This is a genomic window from Actinomycetospora sp., assembly GCF_036497245.1.
Taxonomy (GTDB): Bacteria; Actinomycetota; Actinomycetes; order Mycobacteriales; family Pseudonocardiaceae; genus Actinomycetospora.
Map to the genome: position 1 here is coordinate 1 of NZ_DASXJS010000050.1, position 26054 is coordinate 26054.

Consider the following 26054-nt stretch of genomic DNA (forward strand, 5'->3'; position numbering starts at 1 on the left):
GGGCGGTGCCGTTCCGGGCGCGGGTCGCGATCCGGCTCGGGCTGCGCACCGTGATGGGACTCGATCAGCGCCCCGGCGACATCCCCGGCCAGGGCCCGGTGTGCAGCTCCACCGCCCGTGCCCTGGCCTGGGCCCGCACCCACACCGCGTGGCGCCTCCACCTCTACGACGACCACGGACAGCTCGAATATCTCCTGACCGTGCGACCACCGCCCCGCGGCTCACCGGGTGACGGCCGCCGCCGACGCCACATCGTCGAACTCACCGCCCACACCCGAGAACTCGACGACCTCCTCACCGGCACCGGGATACCGCTGGGCCTGGAGGTCCTCGACCCGGGTGCGCTGACCCTGCTCGCCCGGGCCGGGCAGGCCCTCGCGGCGGCCCGCGCCCGCCCGGCCCACGAGCACCCCGCGCTCTCCCGGGCCGACGCCCACCGCCGACGACCCGGCGCCGAACTCACCCGCTGGGTCCAGGCCCGCGACCGCACCTGCACCTGCCCCGGCTGCACCCGCCAGGCCATCGGCGCCGACCTCGACCACACCCTCGACTGGCTCCACGGCGGCCAGAGCACCGCCGACGACCTGGGCGTGCTCTGCGAAGCCGACCACCTGTTCAAACACGACCCCACCACCGGCTGGACCGTCACCCAACCCCACCCGGGCACCTTCATCTGGACCGCACCCACCGGGCGCCGCCACGTCATCACCCCCGAGCGCTACGACCCACTGCCCGACCCACTACCCCCCACCGACGGCAGCCCCTTCACCCTGCCCCCGGAGATCTACACCCCCGCCGCGGGCACACCGGACCCGTTCACCCCCCGGCGCAACCGCCACGGCCACATCACCCACGCCGCCCGGGTCACCGCCACCCACCTCGCCCAACGACACCGCCGCAAGCAAGGAGAACCACCCAGCCGCTACGACCACGACCCCGACTTCTGACGAGCCCCGCCTTCTGACCCGCCAGACGGGGAGGGCTTCGCTGATGCGCCGAGCCCCCGGCCATCTACCACTACGAGCACGTATCGCCCGGTAACGGGAGTGCGCCGACTGGCGACATCAGCCTCGACAACAACATCGTCGGGGGACGGAACAGACTGTGCGCGAACACCAGGCTCGGCCGGGCAACACCATCCAGCAGCAGTTCGAGCCGGACGACGCACCGACCGTGAGGCTGCCCGCGCAGCCGCAGGAACGGCCTCTGGGCAAGCGCATCACGCGCGGCGTCCTGATCGGCCTCGGCACGGTGGTCGGACTCTTCGTGGTGCTCGGTGTGATCGGCGCGATCATCGGCCCGCAGCCCGTCCGGCCCGTCGCAGAAGCCCCCGTCGCCAGCACCGCCCCCGCCGCCCCCGCCACGCCTGCCGTCGCAGCCGCCCCGGTGGTGGCGCCGCCTGCCCCGGTCGTTGCCGCGCCCGCAGTCGTCGCGCCGCCGGCCTCGAGCACTGCCGCGCCGGTCGTCGCCCAGCAGACCCGTGTCGCGGTCGGCACCCCGAAGCCGAAGCCGGCCCCCAAGCCCAGGCCCGCGCCCAAGCCGGCACCGAGGCCTGCGCAGGTCGTGAAGGCTCCGGCACCGGCGGCCGGCTCGTCGTCGAGCGCGGGATCGCACCTGTGCGTGAAGCAGGACAAGAACGGCCGCTGGCGCGACGCGCACGGGCGCTTCTGCTCGCCGGGCTGAGCGTCGGCGGGTCGCGCCGTGGCGACCGACCACGGAGCTCCGGTGTCAGTCGATCCCGAAGAGTCGGCGCCAGTTCCCGCCGTCGGTGAGGCGCGGCGCGGCCTCGCGCCACCGCTCGGCGGCGGCCTCGCCCTCGCGCACGAACCGCCACAGCACCTGCGCGCCGTCGCGCCCGAGACGCTTGAACGCCTCCGGGTCACGCCGGCGCACCCGCACGCCGCCCTGCCCCGCGTCGGTGACCGCGACCCGGTCGAAGAGCGACACGTGCCACCAGTGCGCCTCGCCGGCGCCCACCGCGCCGACGGGGTGCGGCACCCGCCCGAGCGCCTGCTGGACGAGGCGCTTCGCCATGACGAGCCCGGACCGTGACGGCGTGCCGCCCGCCCGCACGATCGGCATGTCGCTCGCGCCGAGCCCGGGAGCCTCGTCCGCGGGGTGCATGACCGTCTCGGGGTACGAGGACCGCACGTCCCGGATCCGGGCCGTCGCGCTCACGCCGCCGTCGTCGAGCACGGATGGCCCGACGAGGAAGTCCTCGACCGCCCGGATCAGCGTCGCGGCCAGCCCGTAGTTCATGGATACGAGGTAGCGGCCCAGCAGGTCGCCGAGCGTGGCGGCGAGGTGGCGCACCGGGAACCCGCTGTGCAGCGCCGACGTGATCATGGCGTTGCGCAGGTTGAAGTACCGGTGCCAGTCGTCCCAGTCCTTCCACGGGAAGTCCGCGTGCCACAGCCCGGCGCCGGGCAGGGTCACCGTCGGGAACCCGTGGGCGCGCCCGCGGTAGGAGTACTCGACGTCGTCCCACTGGAAGAACAGCGGCAGCGGGTAGCCCATGGTCCGCGTGACCTCGACGGGGATGAGGCACGACCACCAGCCGGAGTAGCCCGCGTCGACGCGGCGGTCCTGGACGTTCTTGGAGCCGTCCGGGAAGTACGCGGTCACGTCGGACTCGCCGACCGCGCCCTGCGCGACGTGGCCGTTCGTGAGGTCCTCGAGCACGGCGTACTCGGCACCGGCGAGGACCTGGGTCGGGTGGAGCAGATTGAGCATCTGCGCGCCGACGATGGTCGGGTGCGTCGTGTACTGCGCGAACGCCGCGAGACGGATGACGACCTCGGGCTCGCAGCGCACGTCGTCGTCCATGAACAGGGCGTCGGTCGGGACGTCGCCCGCCTGCGTGACCACCTCGTGGAGGCCGCGGGTGAAGCCGCCGGAACCACCGAGGTTGGGCTGGCGCAGGTAGCGCAGCGTCGCGCCCATCGACTCGCGCACGTCGGCGAAGGCCGGCCGGGACTCGACGGGGTCGGTGCCCTGGTCGACGACGATCACCTCGTCGACGACGCCGAGGACGTCACGCTCGTCGGCGAGGGCCGCGAGGGTCGCGGCGCAGTCGTCGGCGCGGTTGTGGGTGCACACCACGATGCTCGTGTGGCGCTGCACCGCCGGGGCCTCGACCGTCCAGCGGGCGTCGTGCAGGAGCAGTTCGGCGTCGTCGGTGACGATCTCGATCCACAGGCCGCCACCGTCGAGGAAGCGGTCGAGCCGGGCCTCGAGTCGCACGTCCTCGGTGCGGGCGTCGTGCACCGCGATGGTGCGCGGGACGCCGTTCGTGTCCGAGGCCCGCAGCATGACGCGCCCGGCGCCGCTGATGCGTCCCTCGAAGCGCACCGAGCGCGCCGTCGTCCACCGCTGCCAGTACGAGGCCGGGAACCGGCCGAAGTAGGTGTTCGTGCTGACGCGGCCAAAGGCGCCGACGCGCACGTGGCGGCGGCGGCGCTCGGCGTGACCGGAGATCACCTCGACGTACATCTCGTCGGGGATCTCGGTCGACGGGCCGGTGTAGAGCCCGCGCTGCACCACGAGACGCCCGGGTGGCGCAGGCGTGCGGGAGTGGCTCGTCGTCGTTGTCTGCACGTCTGTCACGGCCACGGCCCTCTCCCGATCGGCGGCGTCCGCTGATCGCGGTACGCGTGCTGGTGCTTCCGCAGGGTAGGAGAGCGCGCCCGGAATGCGAGCACCGCGTCAGCTGCGGCGCGCCTCGCGGGTCGGTGCGCGGGAGGTCGGGGCGTCCACGTCACGGGTGCCGGTGATCACGACGACCACCTGCTCGTGGTCGTGGGTGAACGCCTCGTACACGAACTCGACGTCGTGTGCGGCGACGTGCTCGCGCCACGCGCGGTGCTCGTCGTCCTGCCACCCGGGGTGGTTGAGGTACTCGTCGAACACGACCACCGACCCCGGGCGCAGGCGCGGGCCGACCAGCTCCAGCACGGTCGCGGTCGAGGAGTAGAGGTCCGCGTCGAGGTGCAGGAGGTCCACCGGGCCGGGGTGGGCGTCGAGGAAGGCGGGCACCGTGTCGGAGAACCACCCGGGGACGAGGCCGGCGCCCGGGACCTCCGGCATCGACTCCATCGCGAAGGTCCCCGCCCGGAACCCGGCGCGCCAGTCCTCGGGCAGCCCCTCGAAGGAGTCGAACCCGTACACCTCGGTCCCGCCGCGGGCCTCGGCGATCGCCCGCAGGGTCGACCCGCTGTAGACGCCGAACTCCAGCGCCATCCCGCCTCGTGGAGCGAGGGACAGCGCATGCGCGAGCGTCTCGGGTGGCGTCCCGAACGTCCGCGCTCCGGTCATCGACTCGCGGACGAAACGGGCGCTCGACTCGACGGCCGCCCGCTCGCCCGCCGCGAGGATGTCCCGGCGATCCCGCACCTCCCGGGCGTGCATCGCCTCCCGCAGCTCGGCGAGGCCCGCGTCCAGGCGAGCGCCCAGCTCGGCGACGTGCTCGTCCTGCTCACGGCGCAGCGCATCGAGGTGGTGGACCAGCGCGGGTTCCACGGCGTCGCGGACCGCGTCCGTCAGCCGTGTCCGCAGCGCACGCCCCAGGCGGCGCATCCGTCGCAGCCGTTGCATGCCGACCATCGAACCGGCCCGTGCGGGCCTCGTCGAGCACCCGCCGCGCCGGCCTGTCGGGCGGCTCCACCTGGGGTAAACGCAGGGCGAATTCCGGGCTGCCCGTACGGTGCCCGACATGAGGGCGAACGACGCGAGCGGGTCGGCCGTCGCCGCGCGCCCCGTCGCGACGGCCGCCGTCGCCGCCGACCGCGAGGCCATCCGCTTCGTCAGCCCACCCGATCGCGTCGACGGTGCCGTCGACGTCCTGCTCGACGGTCGGCGGGTGTGGTCGTTCCGCCTCGAGGACTCGCAGCGCGACGCCGACGGCCGCCGGGTCGTGGCCTGGCCCACCGCGATCCTCTCCGCCCTGCGGAGCCGCGCCGAGGTGGCCCTGCGTGCCGTCGTCGACGGTGAGCTGTGGGGGGCCTGCGAGGTCGAGTTCACCGTCGAGTCCGGGCGGGTGTCCTTCTCCGACGAGCACGGTCGCGACCTGGTGGTCAACAAGTGGGACCGGGCAGGCCGGGTGCTCGACGACCACGACGAGTCCATCGTCGTCCGCCTCCTCGACCACGCCGATCAGGTCCGCGCGGTGCTGGTCGACGAGCTGGGCCTCGACGTGTTCGTCACCGGGGGAACGCTCCTGGGCCCGGTCCGCGACGGCCACCTGATCGGGCACGACGACGACGTCGACTTCGCCTGGATCAGCCGCCACGCCCATCCCGTCGAGGTCGCGCGGGAAGGCTTCGAGCTCGGCCGGGCGCTGCGCCGGGCCGGTTTCGACGTCGTGCGCCACTCGCCGGGCCACCTCCAGATGCACTTCGAGTACCAGGGCCTGCCGGACCACTACGTCGACGTGTTCGCCGGATGGTTCGCCGACGGCTGGTGGCACCAGGTCTTCTGCATCCGCCACCCGGCAGAGCGCCAGGACCTCCTCCCCGCGATCCCGCTGCGGGTCGAGGACCGCGACGAGCCGGCGCCGCGGTCACCGGAAATTCAGCTCGAGGCCAACTACGGCCCGGGGTGGCGCGTCCCCGACCCCGCGTTCCGCTTCGACACCCCGCCGCAGACCCGCCGGCGGCTGGAGAACTGGTTCCCGGGCCTCAACGGCGGCCGCGACGAGTGGGAGGACGTCCTGCGCGAGGAGCGCCTGGACGGCTTCGTGTCGGAGTCCTCCTTCGCGCAGTGGGTCCACGAGCGTCTCGAACCCGCGGCGCCCGTGATCGATCTCGGCTGCGGCAACGGCGCCGACGCCCGGGCGTGCGCGACGGCGGGTCACGAGACCCTCGCGGTGGACTGGTCCCGCGAGGCCCTGGCGGCCGTCCCCACCACGCCGGGCCTGGACACGCGCGTCCTGAACTTCTACGACCCCCGCACCACGTTCGCCTTCGGCGCCGAGCTGGGCGGTCAGCAGCGACCGTGGGCGATGGTGGTCCGCCGCACCTTCGAGGGGCTCGGCCCCAGTGGTCGCCACCACCTGCTCCGCCTGCTCTCGATGGCGCTGCGGCGCGGGGGGCGGGCGTATCTGGAGGTCGCCGACGGCGGGGTGGCGGTCGACGATCTCCTCGCCGAGGCACGGGGCCACGGCCTCCGACCGGTGGAGACCACGCGTGAGGACCGGGAAGCAGTGACGAGGATGGTGATGTCGTGGACGCCGCGTGGGTGAGGGCCGGTCTGGTCGGCCGCGTCCGGTCGGTGGTGACGCGTGGCCCGATCATGCGGGCCCGTCAGCTGGCCGGCCGGGTGGTGACGCCCGAGGTCGCCGTGCTGCGGGACGAGGTGACGGACCTGCGGACCGCCCTTGCCCGGTACGGCGACGAGCTCGCCGGCGTCCGCGAGGCCCTGGCGCGCTCCGACGCCCACCGGGACCGGCTCGAAGCCCGGGTGGAGGTCCTCGACGCGGATCTCGACGAGGCCCGCCGTCTCAACGTCCGGCTCGCCGAGCTCACCGACCTGGTCACCGAGGTCGTTCTCCCACTGCACGACCGTGAGATCGACATCGAGCGGCTGCGTCCGCACGACGTCGAACCCCAATGATCGGCCTCGTCCTGGCCGCCGGGGCGGGCCGCAGGCTCCGGCCGTACACCGACGCCGTCCCGAAGACCCTCGTCCCGGTAGACGGGACGACCACGATCCTGGACGTCTGCCTCCGGAACCTCGCCGCGGTGGACCTGCGCCGCGTCGTGGTGGTGATCGGGTACGCCCGGCAGGCGGTCGAGATCCTCCGCCCCGAGCTGGAGCGCAGGCACGGCATCGAGATCGAGCTCGTCGTCAATCCCCACGCCGAGGACCGGAACAACGCCTACTCGCTCTGGACCGCGCGGGACCACCTCCGCGACGGCGCCCTGCTCGTGAACGGCGACACCGTCCATCCGGCCAGCGTCGAGGAGACGCTGTTGACCCACCGTGACCCGCACGGCGCGGGCGTGCTGCTCGCCCTGGACACCGACAAGACCCTCGCCGACGAGGAGATGAAGGTCGGGGTCGACGACGACGGCAACCTCGCCCGGATCACCAAGCTCATGCCGCCTGCCGAGGCGGCAGGCGAGTACATCGGTGTGTCCCTGATCGAACCGGGCGCCGCGGAACCCCTCGCCGACGCCCTGCAGGTCACCTGGGAGCGCGATCACGGCCTGTACTACGAGGACGGCTACCAGGAGTACGCCGACCGCGGCCGGCTCGTGCGGCCCGTCCCGCTCGGCCCGACGACGTGGGTCGAGGTCGACGATCACGCCGACCTGGAGAGGGCACGGGACGTCGCGTGCCGCTGCTGAGCCGGATCCTCCTGGGCCCGCTCGAGGTCGACATCCGGCCCGGCGCCGTCGGCGGTCTGGCCCGTCTGCTCGCCGACCAGCGCATCAGCGGCGGGGGACAGGTCGCGGTGGCCGTGGGCCCGGGCCTCGGCGAGGAGATCGCCCGACGGCTCGCCGACACCCTGGCCACCGCCACCGTCTTCGAGGTCCACGGCGGCTCGGTCGACGAGGCGGTCCGGTTGCAGGACGCGGTCCGGGCATCCGGTCGGGGGTACGACGCCCTCGTCGGTATCGGGGGCGGGCGCACCCTCGACGTCGCCAAGTACGCCGCCACCCGGCTCGGACTGCCGATGGTCTCGGTCGCCACGAACCTCGCCCACGACGGCCTGTGCTCGCCGGTGTCGTCGTTGGAGACCGAGATCGGCAAGGAGTCGTTCGGGGTCTCGATGCCGATCGCCGCCGTCGTCGACCTCGACTACGTCCGGCGGGCACCCGTCGAGATGGTGCGCTCGGGTGTGGGCGACGCGGTCAGCAACCTCTCCGCGATCGCCGACTGGGAGCTGGCCGGACGCGAGCGCGGCGAGCGGGTGGACGGGCTCGCGGTGTCGTTCGCACGCCTGGCCGCGGAGTCGGTCCTGCACCATCCGGGCCACGTCGACGACCCGGAGTTCCTCGTCGTCCTGGCGGAGGCCCTGGTCCTGTCCGGGATCGCGATGACGGCGGCCGGGTCGAGCCGACCCTGTAGCGGCGGCGACCACGAGATCCTGCACGCCGTCGACCGGCTCTTCCCCGGTGCGGGCCAGCACGGCGAGCTCGCCGGGCTCGGCGCCCTGTTCGCCGCGTCCCTGCGCGTCGACGGCGAGCGGGCCTTCGCCGACCTGGACGCGTGCCTGCGTCATCACGACCTTCCCCGTCGTCCGGAGGACGTCGGCCTGACGGCCGGGCAGTTCGCCGAGGCCGTCAGCGCGGCACCGGCGACGCGGCCGGACCGCTACACCGTCCTCGAGCACCTCGCCCTCGACCGCCCGGCCATCGACCGGTCGATCGACGCGTACGCCGACCGGCTGGGGCGAGCGGTGCCGACCGCGTGGAACGCCGGCTCTTGAGCCGTGGTGCCGGCCCTGGTGGGATCTCCCCATGCTGGAGGCGCACCGGGCCACGTCGTTCCGCTCCCGGTGGGAGGTCCGCCAGGACGGCGCGCCGCTGCTGGTGCTGGAGAAGAAGGGGTGGCGCTCCGGGGTCGAGTACGCCCTCGACGGCGCGACCTACGAGGTGCGCTCCACCTGGACCGGCAGCCGGTACACGCTCACCAGCGGCGACAGCGAGCTCGCCCAGGCGCACCGGATCGGCCGTAAGCACTGGTCGGTGAGCACCCCGGACGGCGAGTTCCACTTCCGTCGCCGCTCGGTCTGGAAGGCCGACCAGGAGTGGGTCGCGTCCGCGGACGCCCCCTCGGTCCTGGGCGGCATCCGTCGGACCGGGACGTGGCGGGGCGACGCCGAGGCCCGGCTGCCCGGCATGTCCACCCCGCTCGCCGTGTTCGTCCTCGCCGTCGTGCTGCTCATGTGGGAACAGGCTGCTGCCGCGGCGACGGGCGGCGCGGCGTCGAGCTGACCACGGGCGGCACGACCGCCGCGAGTGTCGCCCACCCCACGGCGAGCACGACCATCGTGGCCACGCCGACGGGCGGGTAGATGTGGCTCGTCAGGAACGACCACGCCCCACCGACCACGAGGACGGCCCCGACGACGGCGGCGACGCGCGCCCCGAGACCCCGCGCGACGACGACGGCGGTCACGCCGCCGATCACCGCCGTCGCGAGGTAGGCCTGGGCCCCCGGCATCCCGAGCCGGTCGGCCATCGCGAACAGCGCGGACACCCAGGGCCCCGGTCCGACGGCGACGGTCTCCTGACCGGCACCGATGCCGGCCAGGACGTCGAGGGCGCTGTAGAAGCACGCATAGACCAGGCCGAGCACGACCACCACGGCCTCCAGGGCCCGGCCGCGCCCGCGGACGACCGCCCACGGCCCGAGCGCCAGCAGCGGGAAGAGCACCAGCCCGATCACGTGCAGGTCACGCCACCAGGGCGCCGACTCCGCCGTGAGCATCGTCGGGTGGGTCGAGCCCAGGCCTGCGAGCAGCAACGGAGGGACCGCGGCGGCGAGCAGGGCGGCCGGGCGGGGCATGGCGGAGTCCTCTCGTGGGCTGGTAACTCACCGTGACGCGCCGGTCATCACCTGTTCGTGTGGTGCTCAGGTGGTAACCGATTGCTCTGAATGGGCGAACCCTCAGTGACAGGTCGAACGACCAACCGGGGGGCGGACATGACGGGCAAAGTGGACGACGTCGGGCGGGGCATCCATGGTCGCAGAGCGGCCGTCGTGGCGGCGCTGGGTGTGATCGCCCTCGTGATCGCCGCGCTCGCCACCGGGATCGGTCCCGGGCGGGCCGAGGCGGCCGTCGTCACGGGACGGATCGCCGACTACGCCGGCGGCTGCCTGGAGAACGCCAACAACGCCACCACGGCGAACAACCCGCAGCAGCTCAACACCTGTGGCACGGGCGCCGGCCAGCAGTGGTCGCGGTACTCCGACGGCACCCTGCGTGTGCAGGGCAAGTGCGCGGATCTGCGCAGCGGGGCGACCACGGCGAACACCCGGGTCGTGCTCGCCACCTGCTCGACGACGTCGACGTCGCAGCGCTGGACGCTCTACGCCAACGGCTTCGTCCAGAACCAGAAGTCGGGGACGTGCCTGGCGCCGCTGGGCAACCAGATCTACGCGAAGGTCGCCGTCACGGTCACGACCTGTGCGAACGTGAACGCGCAGAAGTGGGCGCTGCCCGCCGTCCCCACGACCACGGTGGCCCCGACGACGACCCCCAAGCCGACCACGACGACGCCGAAGCCGACGACGGTGGCCCCGACGACCACCCCGAAGCCGACCGCCGCGCCCCCGACCACCGCGCCCCCGACCACCGCGAGCCCCGTGCCGACGCAGACCAGCCAGACCTGGAACTCGGACTTCAGCGCGTCCGGGTTCGGCCGTTTCGACGACACCCCGTGGAACAACGTGGGGGCGAGCGCTCCGACGATCATCAGCTCCCCCGTGACCTCCGGCGCGAAGGCGGCGCAGTTCACGATGCCGGCAGGCGGCACGCGCACGGAGATCGTCCCGACCACGGCCGAGTTCACCGAGGGCCAGGAGCGCTGGTTCCGGTTCTCCTTCTACCTGCCGGCCGGGTTCCCGACGCAGGTCAACTCGTGGCAGGTGCTCACCCAGTGGAAGAACGACGGTGAGGGCTCCCCGCCGCTCGAGATCACCGCGGGCAGCGGCAACCTCAAGCTGGAGGGCGGATACGGCTACCCCGGTACCCCGCAGACGTTCAGCCAGGTCATCGGCCCGGCGACGACGGGCAAGCGGACCGACCTGATCGTCCACGTCGTGTTCTCCCGCGACCCGTCGCGCGGCACCGTCGACGTCTGGCGGGACGGCACCCAGGCGATCTCGGGCTACAAGCCGACCGGCGGCACGCTCTACCCGACGACCGCCGCCTCGACCGACACCGTCGCCTCCTACTGGAAGATGGGTATCTACCGCGACTCGGCGATCACCCAGCAGGCCCAGTACACGATCGAGGGCGCGAAGGTCGGCAACACCGCGGCGCAGGTGTCGAACTGACGGGTCACCGGCCCGTCAGAGCGGCGCCGAGCAGGGCGGTCATGGCCGCGAGGTGCCGCCGGTCGGCCTCGGCGTCGTGGGTGGGGTTGTCCGGGACGGCGAAGCCGTGTGCGGCGGGATAGGTCTCGATGGTGGCGTCCAGGCCGGCCGCGTCGAAGGCCTGCTGCAGCCGCTCGTGCTGATCGGCACCGAAGACGGCGTCGTCGGTGGCCGCCCCGATGTACACGGCCGCCCGTATCCGGTCCGCGAGGAGGTGCGGGCTGGTCGGGTCGTCGGCGACGGCGAGGTTGCCACCGTGGAACGTGGCGGCGGCCGCGACGACGTCGGGATGGTGCCCGGCGGCCCGGAGGGCCATGCCGCCCCCGAAGCAGTAACCCACCACGCCGACCCGGCCGCCGGCCACCTCGGACCGCGCCGTGAGGGCGCCGAGGAACGCGCCGGCGTCGCGGACGACGTGGTCCGGGGTCACGGTCCCGGCGAGTGCCCCGAGCCGGGCGAGCTCCGCCGGGTCGTCGAAGAGCGTCGCGGTGTCGAACGCCTCGTAGGGCGTGCGGTAGTAGATGTCGGGCAGCAGCACGGCGTAGCCGCGCTCGGCGAGCCGGTCGGCCATCGCGGAGAAGGTCTCCCGGACCCCGCCTGCGTCCGGGTAGTAGAGGACTCCCGGCCGCGGCGCAGCGTCATCGGTCGTGTGGAGCGTGGCCCGGCACGCGCCGTCGGCGGTCTCGATGAGGGTGTCGATACGAGTCACGGGGCTTCTCCTCCGGCAGCGGGGTCGAGGAGATCGTCGGGCATCACGGGGCTCGGCGGCCCTGAATCTCGCTCTCGGCGGACACGGCAGGAAAGGACGGGTACGGACGTTCCGTCACCGACAGGATCTCCCGTCCACCGGAGAATGCATCTCAATGGGTGACGGCATCGGTGATGGTTTCGCGGAAAGTCATGATGTTCGCCTGATCGGACCCCCAGAACGGCTAATACTCGTCATGATCGTGACGACTCCCTGCACGGAGCAGTGTTGCGTGAGGGGGAGCCATGACCGGCGGGGTGGAGTCATATCGGCCTGAGGGCCGTCGTCGGCGAGGCGCGGTGCTCGTCGCCACCCTGGGGGCGCTCGCGCTGCTGATCGGGGTCCTCGCCTCGACCGTCGGCGGTGCGGGGCAGGCGGAGGCCGCGACGATCACGGGCAAGATCGCCAACTACGGGGGCGGCTGCCTGGAGAACGCCAAGAACTCGACCGCGAACAACAACCCGCAGCAGATGAACTACTGCGGGACGAACGCCGGTCAGCAGTGGTCCCGCTATTCCGACGGCACCATCCGCGTGCAGGGCCGGTGCATCGACACCCTCAACGGGGCGACCGGGAACGCCACCCGGGTCGTTCTCGTGGCCTGCTCGACGACCTCGACGTCGCAGAAGTGGACGATCGTCGCGAGCGGAGTGGTCCAGAACCAGAAGTCGAAGACGTGCCTCGCGCCGCTGAACAACAAGATCGCCGCGAACGTCGTCGTCACGATCTCCACCTGTGCGAACACCACCGCGCAGAAATGGGCCGTGCCCGCCCTGTCCACGCCGACGACCACGACGCCGCCGCCACCGCCGACCACGACGACGACGGTGCCGCCGACGACCACCACCACGGTGCCGCCGACCACGACGACGACCGTGCCGCCGCCGACCACGACCACCACGGTGCCGCCGACCAGCACCACGGACCCCACGACGACCACGGATCCCACGACGACCGTGCTGCCGACGACCACGGACCCCACGACGACCGTGCTGCCGACGACCACCACGGATCCGACGACGACCACGGTGCCGCCGACCACGACGACGACCGTGCCGCCCACCACCACCACGACGACCGCGCCGCCGACGACCACCACGACGCCGCCGCCGGTCCAGACCCAGCAGAGCTGGAACTCGGACTTCACCGCGTCCGGGCTCGGGAAGTTCGACGACACCCCGTGGAACAACGTCGGTGCGAGCGCCCCCGTCATCGTCAACTCGCCCGTGACGTCCGGGTCGAAGGCCCTGCAGTTCACGATGCCCGCGAAGGGCACGCGCACCGAGGTCGTCCCGACGACGGCCGAGTTCGGCGAGGGGCAGGACCGCTGGTTCCGGTTCTCGTTCTATCTCCCCGCGAACTTCCCGACCCAGGTCACGACCTGGCAGGTGATCACCCAGTGGAAGAACGACGGTGACGGCTCACCGCCGCTGGAGATCACCGTCGGCAAGGGGAACCTCAACCTCGAGGGCGGCTACGGCTACCCCGGCACCCCGAAGACGTTCGCGCAGACCCTCGCGCCGGCGACCACCGGGCAGCGGACCGACCTGATCCTGCACGTGCTCTTCTCGCGGGACCCGAGCAAGGGAACCGTCGACATCTGGAGGAACGGGACGCCGGTGCTCTCGGGCTACAAGCCGGCGGGCGGGACGCTGTACCCGACCACCGCGGCCGCCACGGCCACCTCGGAGTCCTACTGGAAGATGGGGATCTACCGGGACTCGGCCATCAAGGACCCGGCCCAGTACACGATCGAGGGCGCGAAGGTCGGGAACACCCAGGCCCAGGTCGCCAACTGATCCCACCGAGTGGGCGCCCACGGTCGGCGAGGCAGCCGTGGGGGCCCACTCGGCAGGGTGGCGCGGACCGTCAGGAAGCCGGCAGCTTCTGCAGTGCGTCGCCCAGCGAGCGCTCCGCGGCGTCGGCCAGACCCTTCAGCGCGGTCAGCATCAACGGCGTGGCGAGCTTCGCCGCGCCGTGGAAGGTGAACGTGGCGGTGTAGCTCACCGTCGTGCCGCCACCGTCCGCGCCGGTGAACGTCATCTCGTCCTCGCTGGTCACCGTCTTGTTCCGGCCGACGATCCGCAGACGCGAGGGCTCGTCGGCCTCGAGGGTGTAGGTGAGCGTGGTCTGCCGGCCACGGAACTCGGAGACGTTGGTCCACTGCTTGCCGACGGCGACGGGCGTGGAGGGGTCGACCGGGTCGCAGGAGATCGTGCCCGCGTCCCACTCGGGGGCGTTCCCGAAGTCGCGCAGGTAGGCGCGGACCACGTCGAGCGGGGCGGGCGTGGTCACGGTGCGGGTCACGGTCGGCATGCCCCCGGCATACCCGCACGGGGTCCCGGCTACCGTTTTCCTCCATGAGCGAGCCTGACCTGGTCATCGTGGGCTCGGGCTTCTTCGGCCTGACGATCGCCGAGCGCGCCGCGACGCAGCTGGACAAGCGCGTCCTCGTGGTCGACCGCCGGTCCCACCTCGGCGGCAACGCGTACTCGGAGCCGGACCCCGAGACGGGGATCGAGGTGCACCGTTACGGCGCGCACCTGTTCCACACGTCGAACGAGCGCGTGTGGTCCTACGTCAACCAGTTCACCGACTTCACGGGCTACCAGCACCGCGTCTTCACGATCTACGACGGCCGCGTCTACCCGATGCCGGTGAACCTCGCGACGATCTGCGAGTACGCCGGCAGGGCCATGTCGCCGGACGAGGCGCGGGCCTGGGTCGCGGAGCACGCCGCCGAGATCGACGTGGACCGGGCGGAGAACTTCGAGGAGAAGGGCGTCGCGCTCGTCGGCCGCCCGCTGTACGAGGCGTTCTTCGCGGGCTACACCGCCAAGCAGTGGCAGACCGACCCGAAGAACCTGCCGGCCTCGATCGTCTCCCGGCTGCCGGTGCGCTACACCTTCGACAACCGGTACTTCAGCGACACCCACGAGGGCCTGCCGGTCGACGGCTACACCGCCTGGCTCGAGCGAATGGCCGACCACCCGAACATCGAGGTCCGCCTCGATACCGACTGGTTCGACATCCGCGACTCGTTGCCTGCCGACGTGCCGACGGTCTACACCGGCCCGCTCGACCGCTACTTCGACTTCTGCGAGGGCGAGCTGGGCTGGCGGACGTTGGACTTCGTGTCCGAGGTCGTGACCACCACCGGCGACTTCCAGGGCACCCCGGTCATGAACTACGCCGACCGCGACGTCCCGTTCACCCGCATCCACGAGTTCCGGCACTTCCACCCGGAGCGGACGAACTACCCGAGCGACAAGACGGTGATCGTGCGGGAGTACTCCCGCTTCGCGGAGTCCGGCGACGAGCCGTACTACCCGATCAACACCCCGGAGGACCGCGCCAAGCTCGAGCGCTACCGCGAGCTCGCCCGCAAGGAGGCGACGAACCGGAAGGTGCTCTTCGGCGGCAGGCTCGGGACCTACAAGTACCTCGACATGCACATGGCGATCGGGTCGGCGCTGACGATGTTCGACAACCGCATCGCCCCGTGGTTCACCGAGGGCGCCGATTTCGACGGAGCCGACCCGCTCGAGGGCTGACCCGGCGGGGTGACCGGGGCGTCCCGCCGATCCCGTCCGCCCTGCCCGCTACCGTCGGAGCATGACGAGCACGCAGGAGGGCCGGTCGACCGTGGAGCTGACGGTGCGTGATGCCGAGTCCGCCCTGCTCCAGCGGATCATCCTGCCCCGGCCCGCCGACCCCGCGACGGTGCGCGCGCTGTACCTCGACGAGGGCACCGCGACGAGCCTGTGCTCGGCCGCGCCCACGGCGGAGCGCCCCGGCACGGTCAACACCGAGGCCGACGACTTCGTCCTGCACCTGGCCTCCTCCGGTGGCAGGCACGCCGAGGTCCTCTCCCGCACGAGCGTGCGGATCCCGGAGGGCACCGAGACGTCGTTCGCGGCGTACTTCAACGCCTTCCCGGCCTCGTACTGGCGGCGCTGGTCGATCCTCGACTCGGTCCACCTGCGCCTTCACCTGGCGGGGGCAGGCCGGGTCGACGTCTACCGCTCCACCGCGCGCGGCGTGCCCGTCCACGTCCACGGCGAGATCGTCTCGGGCGAGGCCGCACTCGACATCCCCGTGCCGCTGCGCCCCTTCGAGGACGGCGGCTGGATCTGGTTCGACCTGTCCAGCGAGACCGCACCGCTCGAGCTGGTCGACGGCGGCTGGTACGCCGACCGCGAGGCTCCCGGCCGCGCCGCCGTCACCGTCGGGATGCCGACGTTCAACCGCCCGACGGACTGCGTGGCCACCCTCCGCGCGCTCGGTGAGGACCCGCTCGTCCGGGACGTCCTCACCGCGGTCGTCATCCCCGACCAGGGGACGTCCAAGGTGCGCGAGCAGGACGGGTACGACGAGGCCTCGGCCCTGCTCGGCGACCGGCTGCGGATCATCGACCAGCCCAACCTCGGCGGCTCCGGCGGCTACAGCCGCATCATGTTCGAGGCGCTCGAGCACACCGACTGCGAGCACATCCTGTTCATGGACGACGACGTCGTCCTCGAACCGGACTCCGTGCTGCGGGCACTCGCGTTCGCCCGGTTCGCGCGGGACCCGATGCTGGTCGGCGGGCAGATGCTCTCGCTGCAGGCCCGCTCGCACCTGCACGCCATGGGCGAGGTCGTCGACCGCCAGACCTTCTTCTGGCAGCTGGCGCCGAACACCCATGACGACCACGACTTCGCCGTCGACTCGCTGCGCGAGACGCTCTGGATGCACCGCCGCACCGACGTCGACTACAACGCCTGGTGGATGTGCCTGATCCCCCGCGTCGTCGCCGAGCAGGTCGGCCAGCCGCTGCCGCTGTTCATCAAGTGGGACGACTGCGAGTACGGGCTGCGCGCCGGCGCGGCCGGGTTCCCGACGGCGACCGTCCCCGGCGTCGCGATCTGGCACCTGAGCTTCGTCGAGAAGGACGACAGTTCCGACTGGCAGGCCTACTTCCACGCCCGCAACCGGCTCGTCGTCGCCGCCCTGCACGGCCCCGACGACCCGAAGGCGATGCTGCTCGACTCGCTCAAGCGCACGCTGCGGCACCTGTTCCTGCTGGAGTACTCGGCGATCGCGCTGCACCAGATGGCGATGCGTGACTTCCTCTCGGGCCCGAGAGCGCTGTTCGGGTCGCTCCCGACGGCGCTCGGCGCGGTCCGGGCGGCGCGCGCCCGTTATCCCGACGGGAAGGTCCACCCCAGCGCACGGGACCTGCCCGAGCCGCCGATCGGCGCGCTGGCCGCGCAGCTCTGGCCGCAGCCGCCGCTCGGGAAGGTCGCGCAGGCCAAGGCACTGGTGGGAGCGCTGCGCCACCAGCTGCGCGCGGCCGACCCGAGTAGCCACGAGCGCCCCCAGCGCAACGTTCCCGCCGAGCACGGGACGTGGTTCCTGCTCTCCCGGCTCGACGGGGCCACCGTCTCCACCTCCGACGGGACGGGGGTCACCTACCGCAAGCGCGACCGCAAGCAGTTCTGGGAACTGCTGCGCGTCTCGGTCGCCCTGCACCAGCACGTGCTGCGCTCCTGGCCCGCGCTGCGCCGTCGCTACCGCGAGGCCATGCCCGAGCTGGTCAGCCGCGAGGCGTGGGACGAGCAGGTGTTCCGCCGCTTCTAGGCGGGCTCGGCAGGCTAGGCGGGCTCGGCGAGCGCGGCCTCGTCCGCGAGTCGATCGAGCAGCAGGTCACGCAGCAGCAGGTCCGCCTGCCCGAACCCCTCGGCCCGGATCCGGGCGCCGTCGAGGCCCAGTGCGGTCTCCAGGACGTGCGCGCCGGTGCCGTCGAGGGCTTCCCGCGCGTCCTCGATCGCGAACCGGCCCCGCGTCCGCCCGCCGTAGCCGACGACGGCCACGACGGTCCCCGACCAGTCGGTGCCCGCCAGGTCGGCGAGCACGCTGCGGGCCCCCGCCCGCAGGTACTCGGGGACGAGGACCAGGGCCGCCGCCCCGTCGGGGAGACCGCCCACGACGCGGTGGCGGGCGACGCCGTCGGCGAGCCAGTCGGCCAGCCGCTCGCCGAACACCGCCCGGCGCAGGTGGGGTCGGACCACGATCGACACGTGCTCCCCGACGTTCACCCCGGCCTCCCCTCGCCCCCGCGGCGTCCGCACCGCTGCTTCACAACGCCTTGACGGTCGACACACCGTGGCGGACGACGGGGGTCGGCCTCAACGCATTTGGCGACGAGCGGACCGAAGGGCCCCCGTACCCGGACCGGTCGGGCCGGTCACGGGGGCGGATCGGGCGGTGCCATCATCGGCGGATGGCGCAGCAGGAGACCGAGGCGAAGCAGGAACCGGCCGCACCGGACGGGACGGCACAGAAGGGCACCGAGCAGGAGCCCGCCGGGCAGGAGGCGGCGGGTCGGCACGCGGCCTCCGACGCCCCGCCGGCCGAGCAGGCGACCGGGAAATCGGCGCAGGCTCCGTCGGAGGCGCCGACCGAGACGTCGGCGCAGGCCCCGTCGGAGGCACCGACCCAGAAGGCCGCTCCCGCGGACGCGCCCACCGAGCGCTCGACCACCCCGGGGCAGCCCCGCGGCGGGGCGGACACGTCCTGGGCCGAGCCCGAGCACACCGGGACCACCCGCCACCGGTCGGTCGACGTGGGGGAGCTCGCCTGGCGGACCGGGAACGTGCTCGCGACGGTCATCCGGACGCTGGCGCTGCTGTTCGCCCTCGTCCTGATCGTCAACGTCGTGCTCGTGCTCGTCGGCGTGAACCCGGCCAACGGCGTCGCGCAGTTCGTCAGCGGCGCGGCGAACCTCGTCATCCTCGGGTTCCGGGACCTCTTCGTGCCGGCCAACCCGATCCTGATGATCATCGTGAACTCGCTGATCGCCGCGGCCTTCTGGGTCTTTGTGGGCGAGCTGGTGTCGCGGGTGATCCGGTTCCTGGCCGCCCGGGTCAAGTAGCGTCGCGCCCTTGATCAGGGGCACAGCAGGCAGGGGTCAGCCCGGCGGGGTCTGCGCTGTGTGCCCCTCGTGGACCGCAGCCGGAGCGCGCAACCGGGTGAAGTGAGCCGGGTCAGACCGGGGTCGTCGTCGTGGACGCGGCCCCGGCGCCCAGCCGACCGGGCACCCCACGCACCGGGATCAGGGCGGCGAGCCCGAGCAGCAGGACGATCCCGATCCCCGCGATGCCCCAGCGCTGCTCCCCGAAGAGCGTGATGAACAGGCTGAACAGCGCGGGGGCGAGGAAGCTGACCGCGCGGCCGGTCGTCGCGTAGAGCCCGAACAGCTCGCCCTCGCGCCCGGGCGGGACCAGGCGGGCCAGGTAGCTGCGCGAGCACGCCTGGGCCGGCCCGACGAACAGCGACAGGAACAGTCCGCCGATCCAGAACGCCGACTTCCCCGACGCCGGGAGCAGTGCGGCCGCGACGATCACGAGCGCGATCAGCGAGACGACGATGACCCGCTTCGGGCCGATGCGGTCGTCGAGCATGCCGCCCACCACGGCGCCGAGCGCGGAGACCACGTTCGCCGCGATCGCGAAGAAGATGACCTCGGTCTGGCTCAGCCCGAACGTGCCCGCCGCCAGCACGCCGCCGAACGTGAAGACCGCGGTGAGCCCGTCGCGGTAGATCGCGCTCGCGACGAGGAAGCCCAGCAGGTTCCGGTCGGTGTGGCTCAGGGCCACGAGACGGCGCACGAGCAGCGCGTAGGAGCCGAACCACCCGACCTGGGCGGCCTCGGAGTCGCCGGGGGGCGCGGGGTAGGGGAACCGCATGAACAGCACCGGGATCGCCCACACCGCGAACCACGCCGCGCAGACCAGCGCGATCACCCGCGGGCCCATGTCCGGGGACGCGAACGTGATCGCCCCGATCGGCGCGATGAACAGCAGCAGGCAGGCGATCAGCAGCACGATCCCGCCGAGGTAGCCCGCCGACCAGCCGACCCCGGAGACCCAGCCGGTGCGCCCGGGCGGGGCGAGCCGGTAGATCATCGCGTTGTACTCGACCTGCGCGAGCTCGTAGGCGAACGTGCCCACTCCGAGCAGCACGAGCCCGAGCAGCAGGTACGAGGGCGAGCTCTGGACGAAGAACATCAGGGCGGTCGCCGCCACGATCACCGCGGTGAGCATCCCGAGGCGGCGTTGGCGGCCCTGTTCGGCCCCGGCGGCGTCGCTGCGCTGCCCGTACACCGGGGCGGTGAGGGCGACGAGCACGCCGGCGATCGCGATGGTGTTCGCGAGCGAGGCCGACCCGGAGGCCTCGTCCGCGGCGACGCCCGAGGTCAGGTAGACGGTGAAGACGAACGTCGTGATGACGGCGTTGAAGGCCGCGGAACCCCAGTCCCAGGCGGCCCAGGCGACCAGTGGACCCAGCGTGCGCGGCGGCGCGGCGGCCTGCTCGGTGGACACGGGAGCGGACGCTATCGGGTCCGCGCGCGGCGAGCCGGAGTGCGACACGGAGCGGGACCGCTGGGCGCGCGGCGTCATCCTCCCGGCGCAGCTGGAGAACGCCGTCGAGATCGGATGGACAGCACAGCGTGATAGGGCCGTGATCTCGGGCGAGTGACTGGACCTGGTGGGTGAGCATGGCTCGTGACGGAAGGGCATGTGTTCGCAAAAGGTGGCGACGAACGGTGTCCACGAAGGAGTGAGGAACTGTCGCCCCGGAGCGCCGACCCCTTGTCGGACACCTGGCGTCGAAATCTGATTACGTTCCGCCACGCGATCGACAGGTCGCCCCGAAGACCAGATCGAGAGGACACACCGTGGGAGTTTTCCGCAAGGCCGTGCTGGCGACGTCGCTGATCGGCGCCGGTCTCGCGAGCACGACGGGTGCCGCGTTCGCGCACGACAACGACGGCGGGACCGTGCAGAAGGGTCTCATCAACTCGAGCGACTTCGCGCCGAACACCTCGCTGGACGCCTGCAACAACGACGTCCCGGTCAACGCGCTCGGCGTCCAGGTCCCGGTCCAGGACCTCGCGGGTTCGATCCCGCTGCTCTCGAAGGCCGAGAAGGGCAACACGGCGACCAACGCCAAGTCCTGCCACAACCCGATCTCCGCCTCGAACTGAGGCCGCGGGTCCCGTGGACCCGATCCGGTGACGCGCCCGACACGCCAGCTCCCCCTGACGGCGTGGCGGGCGCGTCGTCGTGTGCAGGGCGGACTAGCGTCGTGACGCACCTGCCGTGACGCCGACCGTCGAGAACCAGGGGGACCACGGGTGCTGAAGGGCTTCAAGGACTTCCTCCTTCGGGGCAACGTGGTCGACCTCGCCGTCGCCGTGGTCATCGGCGCCGCCTTCACCGCGGTCGTCACGGCCTTCACGAGTGCGTTCCTCAAGCCGCTCATCCAGCTGATCTCCGGCGGGGGCCAGTTCGCGGGCACGTTCGTCGTGAACGGCGTCGTCTTCGACTACGCGTCGCTCGTGAACGCCGTCATCACGTTCCTCCTCACGGCCGCCGTCATCTACTTCCTCGTCGTGATGCCGCTCAACGTGATCCAGGAGCGCCGCAAGCGCGGCGAGGAGGCCGGCCCCGCCGAGCCGACCGACGTCGAACTGCTCGTCGAGATCCGCGACCTGCTCAAGGCGCAGTCGCGCTCGCCCCGCGGGAGCGGTCGCGACGAGGACGGCGGGACCGCCGGGCGGATCCCCCACCAGGAGCGCTGAGCGCCCGGGGTCGCGGCCGGCTACGTCTGGCTCGCCCAGTAGCCGAACGAGTGGTAGTCGGGGTACGGGGCGAGGAAGGGCTGCTGCGGTCCGAGGGTCACCGCGAGGTCGGAGCCCGTGACGTCGGCGCCGGGGACGGTGAACGACGACTGCGCCCACGACCCGTCGGCCGTGGCGAAGGTCCAGTCGCCCACCCCGTGCCCGGCCGCGCCGACGGCGACCACCCCCGCGGAGGTGTTGCGGTCCTTCTGCTGTCGACCACGACCCGCCCGCCGGGGTCGGTCTGGTTCCGGACCTCGGTCTGGTCGCCGATCCCGATCAGGGCGCGGTCGACGCCGTAACCGTGGGCGGCCTCGTCGGCGGGATGCAGGTGGATGTAGACGTCGTCGAGCGGCGGGACGAACCGGCCCTGGTTGTACGCCGCGTTGACGACGACCGCGGCGACGGCGACGAGGAGGGCGAACATCCCGACCGCGATCACGCTGCCGTCGGGTCGGCGCCTCCTGTGGGGGTCGAGGTGATCCCCGTGTGGGTGATCCCCTGTCACATCCGGGCGCGGCGCTTCGTGACCGAGGCCCGGATCGGCCATCGTCTGACCCCTGGTCACGACACGTTCCTCCTCGCCACGCCTCCCCCGGCCGTGACCCGGTCACAGTAGAAGGACGGCCGGGTGCGCCGGAGCGCGGGTCGTGGAGCGACCGTGCGTGACCAGCGACGTCGCGGCAGGAGCGGTGACGGGCTCCACTCCACCGGGGAGGCGCCCGCGCCGCCCGGTCGGGTCGCCGGAGCGGGCTGACGGGGACCGGCGGTGACCCAGTGTGTCGGGCATGACCTGACGAGCTGACGACCCTCGGAACTGTCTCGCTCGATCCACTGAACGGAGTATCAGGAATCGGCCGCATGCTGCCGTTCCTCAGGTCGAGCGTCGCGGTCACCGCATCGGGACGCCGCAGTCCATGACGGTCGGGGAGGCAGCACGGTGGGAACGCTGACGGCGCTCACGACACGGTCGAGCCGCGGGTCGTACCCGGACGTGGCGACCGGCTTCACGCGCCTGCCCACGACCCCGCTGGCCGCCGTCCCGGCCGCGGGATCGCCGGTCGGGTCCGCGGCGACGGCCCTGGCCTCGGCCCCGGCGCCCGCGGCGGCACCCACGGTTCTGCCGCTGCCGCGCACGCGCGGGACCTCACCCACGCCGGCCGTCAGCGTGCCCGCGCCGCCACGGCCGTCGGCGACTCCCGACGCGCCCGTCCTCCCGCTCACCCGGGGCGACATCCCCCAGCTGACCGGCCTGCGGTTCGTCGCCGCGGTGTGGGTGCTCCTCCTGCACGCGTCGTACGTGCCCGGCGACGTCTTCGCCCGCTGGACGGCACCGATCGCCCCGCTGGTGGCCGCGGGCCCGCTCGGGGTGGACCTGTTCTTCGTGCTCTCCGGGCTGGTGCTCACCCGTGCCTACCTGGAGCGGCTGGGGCGCCGCCCGTCGGCGCGGGGCACGCTCCGGTTCGTGCGGGCCCGCATGGCCCGCGTGTGGCCGCTCTACGCGGCGGTGACCGTCGTCTTCGGGCTCTGGTGCACCGCGCGGAAGGTGTTCGGCCACGACGGCGTCGTGACCTGGCAGACCCCGCAGCCCGACCTGGGGCCCCTGGGCTGGCTGCGGCAGCTGACCATGACCCAGCTGTGGGGCTCGCGCGGCATCGAGGGCATCTCGTTCGTGCTGCCCGCCTGGTCGGTGAGCGCCGAGTGGTTGGCGTACCTGGCATTCCCGCTGCTCGTCCTGGGCGCGTGGCGGATTCGGAACTGGCCGCTGTCCGTCCTGGGTGCGCTCGCCGTCCTCACGGCCTCACCGATCGCGCTGGGCTCGCTGATGTCGGCGGACTCGGGCGAGACCGGCGCGTGGGCCTGGGCGCTGCGCATCGGCGGCGGGTTCACCTCGGGCATGCTCACGTGGCTCGTGGTGGCCCGGATCGAGCGGACGCCGCAGGTGGAACTCTGGGCCCAGCGGATCGTCCTCGCGGTCATCGCCGAGACGGTGCTGGTGGCCTACTGGGCCGCGTCCGCCCCGGCGTCGGCGGCCATCCCGGCGGCGGACCGGCTCTGGTTCGCGGTGCCGATGTTCCCGCTGCTGCTCGGGGCGCTGTGCCTGGCCAAGGGCGGCGTGGTGCGCTTCCTCTCGCACGAGCGGCTCCAGCACGGCGGCCGGATCTCCTACGCGATCTACCTGGTGCACTTCCCGATCATCGAGATCACCGTGGTGGCGATGACCCGGTTCCCGGCGCTCGCCCCGAACAGCTCGCTCGCCGCCCTCGCGGTGCCGCACGTGCTGGCCGGGTCGGTGCTGGTGGCGCACCTCGCGTACCGGTGGATCGAGCAGCCGGCCCGCCGGTGGTGCGCTCCGCGCTCGTGAGCGGGAGGCCACCTACACCGGCAGGCGGCGGAAGATCGGGCGCGGGATGTGGCGCAGCACCGTCATCACGGCGCGCAGCGGGGCCGGAGCCCACACCAGTTCGCGGCCCTTGGTCACGGCGTCGACCGCGACCTCGGCGACCTTCTCCGGTGTGGTCGAGAGCGGGGCGGCGTCCATGCCCGTCGTCATCTTCGTGTGCACGAAGCCCGGGCGGACGATCGTCACGCCGATCCCGTCGCCGCGCAGCGCCTCGGTGAGCCCGGTGTAGAAGGCGTCCATCCCGGCCTTCGTCGAGCCGTAGACGAAGTTCGAGCGCCGCGCCCGCTCCCCGGCCACGCTCGAGAGCGCGACGATGTGGCCGTGGCCCTGGCGGCGGAACTCGGCGGCGAGCGCGACGCCGACCGACACCGCGGCCACGTAGTTCACCTCGGCGAGCGCGACCGCGACGTCGATGTCCTGCCAGGCGGTCTCCTGGTCACCGAGGAGACCGAACGCCACCACCGCGACGTCGATGTCCCCGCCGGAGAAGGCCTTGCGCACGGTCTCGGTGTGCGCGGCGGCGTCCTTGGCGTCGAACTCGAGGGTCTCGACGTGCCCGCCCCCGCGCTCCAGCCGGGCGGCGGCCTCGGCGAGGCCGGGCGACTGCCTGCCCGCCAGGACGATGCGGACGGGACCGCCGGCGAGGTAGCGCTCGGCGATCGCGAGACCGATCTCGGAGGTGCCCCCGAGCAGGAGCAGGGATGACGGGTGCCCGACGGCGTCGATCATGGAAATCCTGTCAGTCGATGTCAGCTGTCGTTCGGTGTCAGGTGCGAAGGTGCAGGTCAGGACGTCAGCGCGAGACGACGCGACATGTCGGAGGCGAACACGCCGTCCGGGTCGACCGCATCGCGCACCTTGCGCCACTCGTCCAGTCGCGGGTACATCGCCGCGAACGACGCGGCGTCGGTGCGGGAGTCCTTGGCCGTGTAGAGCCGGCCGCCCATGGCGAGGACGCGCTCGTCGAGACCCCGGCAGAACTCCCCGAGCCCGTCGACGATCGGGAAGTCGACGCAGATGTTCCAGCCCGGCATCGGGAACGAGAGCGGCGCCCGGTTCCCCTCGCCGAACTTCTTGAAGACATTCAGGAACGAGACGTGTCCCGACGCGGCGATGTCGGCGACGATCGACCGGAACTCGGCCTCGGCCGCCAGCGGCACGATGAACTGGTACTGCAGGAAGCCCTTCGAGCCGTAGGCCCGGTTCCAGTCCCCGAACAGGTCGAGCGGGTGGTAGAAGGCCGTGAGGTTCTGGACCTGGCCGCGCTTGTTCTTCGTCTTGCGGTAGTAGAGCTCGCCGATCGCCGAGAACGTCAGCTTGTTGGCCAGCCCGTTCGGGAAGACGTCGGGCAGCGTCGCGAGCTGGGGGGCGTCGAAGCGCAGCGGGTCGCGCCGCAGCTTCTCCGGCAGCTCGTCGAGCCGGGCCAGCGACCCGCGGCCCAGCGCCGCCCGGCCGAGCTTCGGGCCGGTGGAGATCGAGTCGAACCAGGCGGACGAGTAGTCGTAGGCCTCGTCCGAGCCGTCCGAGAAGCGCTCGATCGTCTCGTCGAGGTTCGCGGTGCGCTCGGTGTCCGCGACGAAGTAGGCGGTCTCGGTCTTCGTCATCCGCACCCGCGCCCGCAGGATGATCCCGGTCAGCCCGATGCCGCCGACCGTCGCCCAGAACAGCTCCGACTCCGGACCGTCCGGCTCGATGTGGCGCACGTCCCCGGAGGCGGTGAGCAGGTCCATCGACACGACGTGGTTGCCGAAGCTGCCGTGCGAATGGTGGTTCTTGCCGTGGATGTCGCTCGCGATCGCGCCGCCGATGGTGACCTGGCGGGTGCCCGGCAGCACCGGGACCCACAGGCCGAAGGGCAGCGCGATCCGCATCAGCTGGTCCAGGGACACGCCCGCGTCCAGGTCGACCAGACCGGACTCGGCGTCGATCGCGTGGACCCGGTCGCGCGAGGTCATGTCGACGACGAGGCCGCCCGCGTTCTGCGCCGGGTCGCCGTAGGAGCGGCCGAGGCCACGGGCGATGACACCGCGGGAACCCGCGGACGCGAGCGTCTCGGCGAGACGCTCGTCCGAGGTGACCTCGTCGCCGGACAGCACGGTGGCCCGGCTCGGGGCGGTCCGCGCCCAGCCGACCAGGGTCTTCACGGTGCGTGGCATCGGGATCGAGGCTAGCGCGCGACGCTGCGTGGC

General features: G+C 72.5%; 25 protein-coding genes and 1 pseudogene. 16 read left to right on the forward strand and 10 right to left on the reverse strand.

The window, feature by feature from the left end; translation table 11 throughout:
• Positions 1 to 947 (forward strand): annotated as a pseudogene (locus VGI02_RS05645) (HNH endonuclease signature motif containing protein); the annotation flags it as partial.
• A 157-nt stretch (positions 948 to 1104) separates the two neighbouring features.
• Entirely contained in the window at positions 1105 to 1683 is a 579-nt protein-coding gene (locus VGI02_RS05650) for a hypothetical protein (protein ID WP_331626297.1), read from the forward strand.
• A gap of 45 nt (positions 1684 to 1728) precedes the next feature.
• On the opposite strand, the gene VGI02_RS05655 is transcribed toward VGI02_RS05650, so the two are convergent.
• Complete coding sequence (locus tag VGI02_RS05655) at positions 1729 to 3612, reverse strand: glycosyltransferase (RefSeq protein ID WP_331626298.1); 1884 nt, start codon at positions 3610 to 3612, stop codon at positions 1729 to 1731.
• Positions 3613 to 3705: 93 nt separating this feature from the next.
• Positions 3706 to 4593 (reverse strand): class I SAM-dependent methyltransferase, encoded by an 888-nt coding sequence (locus tag VGI02_RS05660; protein ID WP_331626299.1) that lies wholly within the window; start codon positions 4591 to 4593, stop codon positions 3706 to 3708.
• A 118-nt stretch (positions 4594 to 4711) separates the two neighbouring features.
• On the opposite strand from VGI02_RS05660, the gene VGI02_RS05665 reads away from it, so the two are divergent.
• The 5 genes from VGI02_RS05665 to VGI02_RS05685 are packed head-to-tail and all read left to right on the forward strand — an operon-like array spanning position 4712 to position 8939.
• Positions 4712 to 6238 (forward strand): LicD family protein, encoded by a 1527-nt coding sequence (locus VGI02_RS05665; protein WP_331626300.1) that lies wholly within the window; start codon positions 4712 to 4714, stop codon positions 6236 to 6238.
• Positions 6220 to 6609, forward strand: coding sequence for a DUF6752 domain-containing protein (locus tag VGI02_RS05670; protein WP_331626301.1), 390 nt, complete (start codon positions 6220 to 6222; stop codon positions 6607 to 6609). The genes VGI02_RS05665 and VGI02_RS05670 overlap by 19 nt, the downstream gene beginning before the upstream one ends.
• On the forward strand, positions 6606 to 7346 hold the full coding sequence (locus tag VGI02_RS05675; protein WP_331626302.1) for a phosphocholine cytidylyltransferase family protein: 741 nt from the start codon (positions 6606 to 6608) through the stop codon (positions 7344 to 7346). Before VGI02_RS05670 ends, VGI02_RS05675 begins: the two co-directional genes overlap by 4 nt.
• Entirely contained in the window at positions 7334 to 8431 is a 1098-nt protein-coding gene (locus VGI02_RS05680; protein ID WP_331626303.1) for an iron-containing alcohol dehydrogenase family protein, read from the forward strand. The genes VGI02_RS05675 and VGI02_RS05680 overlap by 13 nt, the downstream gene beginning before the upstream one ends.
• 31 nt (positions 8432 to 8462) lie before the next feature.
• The gene (locus tag VGI02_RS05685) at positions 8463 to 8939 is read left to right on the forward strand and encodes a hypothetical protein (protein WP_331626304.1); all 477 of its coding nucleotides are present in this window, start codon (positions 8463 to 8465) and stop codon (positions 8937 to 8939) included.
• On the opposite strand, the gene VGI02_RS05690 is transcribed toward VGI02_RS05685, so the two are convergent.
• Positions 8887 to 9513: a hypothetical protein gene (locus VGI02_RS05690; protein WP_331626305.1), complete on the reverse strand. Its 627-nt coding sequence runs from the start codon at positions 9511 to 9513 to the stop codon at positions 8887 to 8889. The genes VGI02_RS05685 and VGI02_RS05690 overlap by 53 nt on opposite strands.
• 138 nt (positions 9514 to 9651) lie before the next feature.
• On the opposite strand from VGI02_RS05690, the gene VGI02_RS05695 reads away from it, so the two are divergent.
• Positions 9652 to 11007, forward strand: a complete 1356-nt coding sequence (locus tag VGI02_RS05695; RefSeq protein ID WP_331626306.1) for a heparin lyase I family protein — start codon at positions 9652 to 9654, stop codon at positions 11005 to 11007.
• A gap of 4 nt (positions 11008 to 11011) precedes the next feature.
• On the opposite strand, the gene VGI02_RS05700 is transcribed toward VGI02_RS05695, so the two are convergent.
• Positions 11012 to 11755: a dienelactone hydrolase family protein gene (locus VGI02_RS05700; RefSeq protein ID WP_331626307.1), complete on the reverse strand. Its 744-nt coding sequence runs from the start codon at positions 11753 to 11755 to the stop codon at positions 11012 to 11014.
• A gap of 338 nt (positions 11756 to 12093) precedes the next feature.
• On the opposite strand from VGI02_RS05700, the gene VGI02_RS05705 reads away from it, so the two are divergent.
• Entirely contained in the window at positions 12094 to 13593 is a 1500-nt protein-coding gene (locus tag VGI02_RS05705) for a heparin lyase I family protein (RefSeq protein ID WP_331626308.1), read from the forward strand.
• A 70-nt stretch (positions 13594 to 13663) separates the two neighbouring features.
• On the opposite strand, the gene VGI02_RS05710 is transcribed toward VGI02_RS05705, so the two are convergent.
• On the reverse strand, positions 13664 to 14110 hold the full coding sequence (locus VGI02_RS05710; protein ID WP_331626309.1) for an SRPBCC family protein: 447 nt from the start codon (positions 14108 to 14110) through the stop codon (positions 13664 to 13666).
• Positions 14111 to 14154: 44 nt separating this feature from the next.
• On the opposite strand from VGI02_RS05710, the gene glf reads away from it, so the two are divergent.
• Together glf and VGI02_RS05720 are read left to right on the forward strand one after the other, a co-directional pair.
• Positions 14155 to 15348: a UDP-galactopyranose mutase gene (gene glf / locus VGI02_RS05715; protein ID WP_331626310.1), complete on the forward strand. Its 1194-nt coding sequence runs from the start codon at positions 14155 to 14157 to the stop codon at positions 15346 to 15348.
• A gap of 61 nt (positions 15349 to 15409) precedes the next feature.
• Complete coding sequence (locus VGI02_RS05720; RefSeq protein WP_331626311.1) at positions 15410 to 17416, forward strand: glycosyltransferase; 2007 nt, start codon at positions 15410 to 15412, stop codon at positions 17414 to 17416.
• A gap of 14 nt (positions 17417 to 17430) precedes the next feature.
• Here the strand turns inward: VGI02_RS05720 and VGI02_RS05725 are convergent, their stop codons facing one another.
• On the reverse strand, positions 17431 to 17874 hold the full coding sequence (locus tag VGI02_RS05725; protein ID WP_331626312.1) for a hypothetical protein: 444 nt from the start codon (positions 17872 to 17874) through the stop codon (positions 17431 to 17433).
• Between the two features lie 185 nt (positions 17875 to 18059).
• On the opposite strand from VGI02_RS05725, the gene VGI02_RS05730 reads away from it, so the two are divergent.
• Positions 18060 to 18710, forward strand: a complete 651-nt coding sequence (locus tag VGI02_RS05730; protein WP_331626313.1) for a hypothetical protein — start codon at positions 18060 to 18062, stop codon at positions 18708 to 18710.
• 112 nt (positions 18711 to 18822) lie between these two features.
• Here the strand turns inward: VGI02_RS05730 and VGI02_RS05735 are convergent, their stop codons facing one another.
• Complete coding sequence (locus VGI02_RS05735) at positions 18823 to 20160, reverse strand: MFS transporter (RefSeq protein ID WP_331626314.1); 1338 nt, start codon at positions 20158 to 20160, stop codon at positions 18823 to 18825.
• 356 nt (positions 20161 to 20516) lie between these two features.
• On the opposite strand from VGI02_RS05735, the gene VGI02_RS05740 reads away from it, so the two are divergent.
• Both VGI02_RS05740 and mscL read left to right on the forward strand, forming a co-directional pair.
• Positions 20517 to 20825 (forward strand): hypothetical protein, encoded by a 309-nt coding sequence (locus VGI02_RS05740; protein WP_331626315.1) that lies wholly within the window; start codon positions 20517 to 20519, stop codon positions 20823 to 20825.
• 150 nt (positions 20826 to 20975) lie between these two features.
• Positions 20976 to 21422: a large conductance mechanosensitive channel protein MscL gene (gene mscL, locus VGI02_RS05745; RefSeq protein WP_331626316.1), complete on the forward strand. Its 447-nt coding sequence runs from the start codon at positions 20976 to 20978 to the stop codon at positions 21420 to 21422.
• 20 nt (positions 21423 to 21442) lie between these two features.
• Here the strand turns inward: mscL and VGI02_RS05750 are convergent, their stop codons facing one another.
• On the reverse strand, positions 21443 to 21646 hold the full coding sequence (locus VGI02_RS05750) for a hypothetical protein (RefSeq protein WP_331626317.1): 204 nt from the start codon (positions 21644 to 21646) through the stop codon (positions 21443 to 21445).
• Between the two features lie 119 nt (positions 21647 to 21765).
• Between VGI02_RS05750 and VGI02_RS05755 the strand changes: the two genes are divergently transcribed.
• Entirely contained in the window at positions 21766 to 22080 is a 315-nt protein-coding gene (locus VGI02_RS05755; RefSeq protein ID WP_331626318.1) for a hypothetical protein, read from the forward strand.
• Positions 22081 to 22401: 321 nt separating this feature from the next.
• The gene (locus VGI02_RS05760; RefSeq protein WP_331626319.1) at positions 22402 to 23826 is read left to right on the forward strand and encodes an acyltransferase family protein; all 1425 of its coding nucleotides are present in this window, start codon (positions 22402 to 22404) and stop codon (positions 23824 to 23826) included.
• A 12-nt stretch (positions 23827 to 23838) separates the two neighbouring features.
• On the opposite strand, the gene dprE2 is transcribed toward VGI02_RS05760, so the two are convergent.
• Together dprE2 and dprE1 are read right to left on the reverse strand one after the other, a co-directional pair.
• On the reverse strand, positions 23839 to 24594 hold the full coding sequence (dprE2, locus tag VGI02_RS05765) for a decaprenylphospho-beta-D-erythro-pentofuranosid-2-ulose 2-reductase (protein WP_331626320.1): 756 nt from the start codon (positions 24592 to 24594) through the stop codon (positions 23839 to 23841).
• Positions 24595 to 24650: 56 nt separating this feature from the next.
• Positions 24651 to 26021, reverse strand: a complete 1371-nt coding sequence (dprE1, locus tag VGI02_RS05770; RefSeq protein WP_331626321.1) for a decaprenylphosphoryl-beta-D-ribose oxidase — start codon at positions 26019 to 26021, stop codon at positions 24651 to 24653.
• Between the last annotated feature and the right edge of the window lie 33 nt (positions 26022 to 26054).

Coding starts and splice junctions, on each gene's coding strand:
- VGI02_RS05730 (WP_331626313.1), top strand. CDS start 18,060: ATGGCGCAGCAGGAGACCGAGGCGAAGCAGGAACCGGCCGCACCGGAC.
- VGI02_RS05690 (WP_331626305.1), bottom strand. CDS start 9,513: ATGCCCCGCCCGGCCGCCCTGCTCGCCGCCGCGGTCCCTCCGTTGCTG.
- VGI02_RS05710 (WP_331626309.1), bottom strand. CDS start 14,110: ATGCCGACCGTGACCCGCACCGTGACCACGCCCGCCCCGCTCGACGTG.
- VGI02_RS05665 (WP_331626300.1), top strand. CDS start 4,712: ATGAGGGCGAACGACGCGAGCGGGTCGGCCGTCGCCGCGCGCCCCGTC.
- VGI02_RS05695 (WP_331626306.1), top strand. CDS start 9,652: ATGACGGGCAAAGTGGACGACGTCGGGCGGGGCATCCATGGTCGCAGA.
- VGI02_RS05660 (WP_331626299.1), bottom strand. CDS start 4,593: ATGCAACGGCTGCGACGGATGCGCCGCCTGGGGCGTGCGCTGCGGACA.
- dprE2 (WP_331626320.1), bottom strand. CDS start 24,594: ATGATCGACGCCGTCGGGCACCCGTCATCCCTGCTCCTGCTCGGGGGC.
- VGI02_RS05685 (WP_331626304.1), top strand. CDS start 8,463: ATGCTGGAGGCGCACCGGGCCACGTCGTTCCGCTCCCGGTGGGAGGTC.
- dprE1 (WP_331626321.1), bottom strand. CDS start 26,021: ATGCCACGCACCGTGAAGACCCTGGTCGGCTGGGCGCGGACCGCCCCG.
- VGI02_RS05720 (WP_331626311.1), top strand. CDS start 15,410: ATGACGAGCACGCAGGAGGGCCGGTCGACCGTGGAGCTGACGGTGCGT.
- glf (WP_331626310.1), top strand. CDS start 14,155: ATGAGCGAGCCTGACCTGGTCATCGTGGGCTCGGGCTTCTTCGGCCTG.
- VGI02_RS05675 (WP_331626302.1), top strand. CDS start 6,606: ATGATCGGCCTCGTCCTGGCCGCCGGGGCGGGCCGCAGGCTCCGGCCG.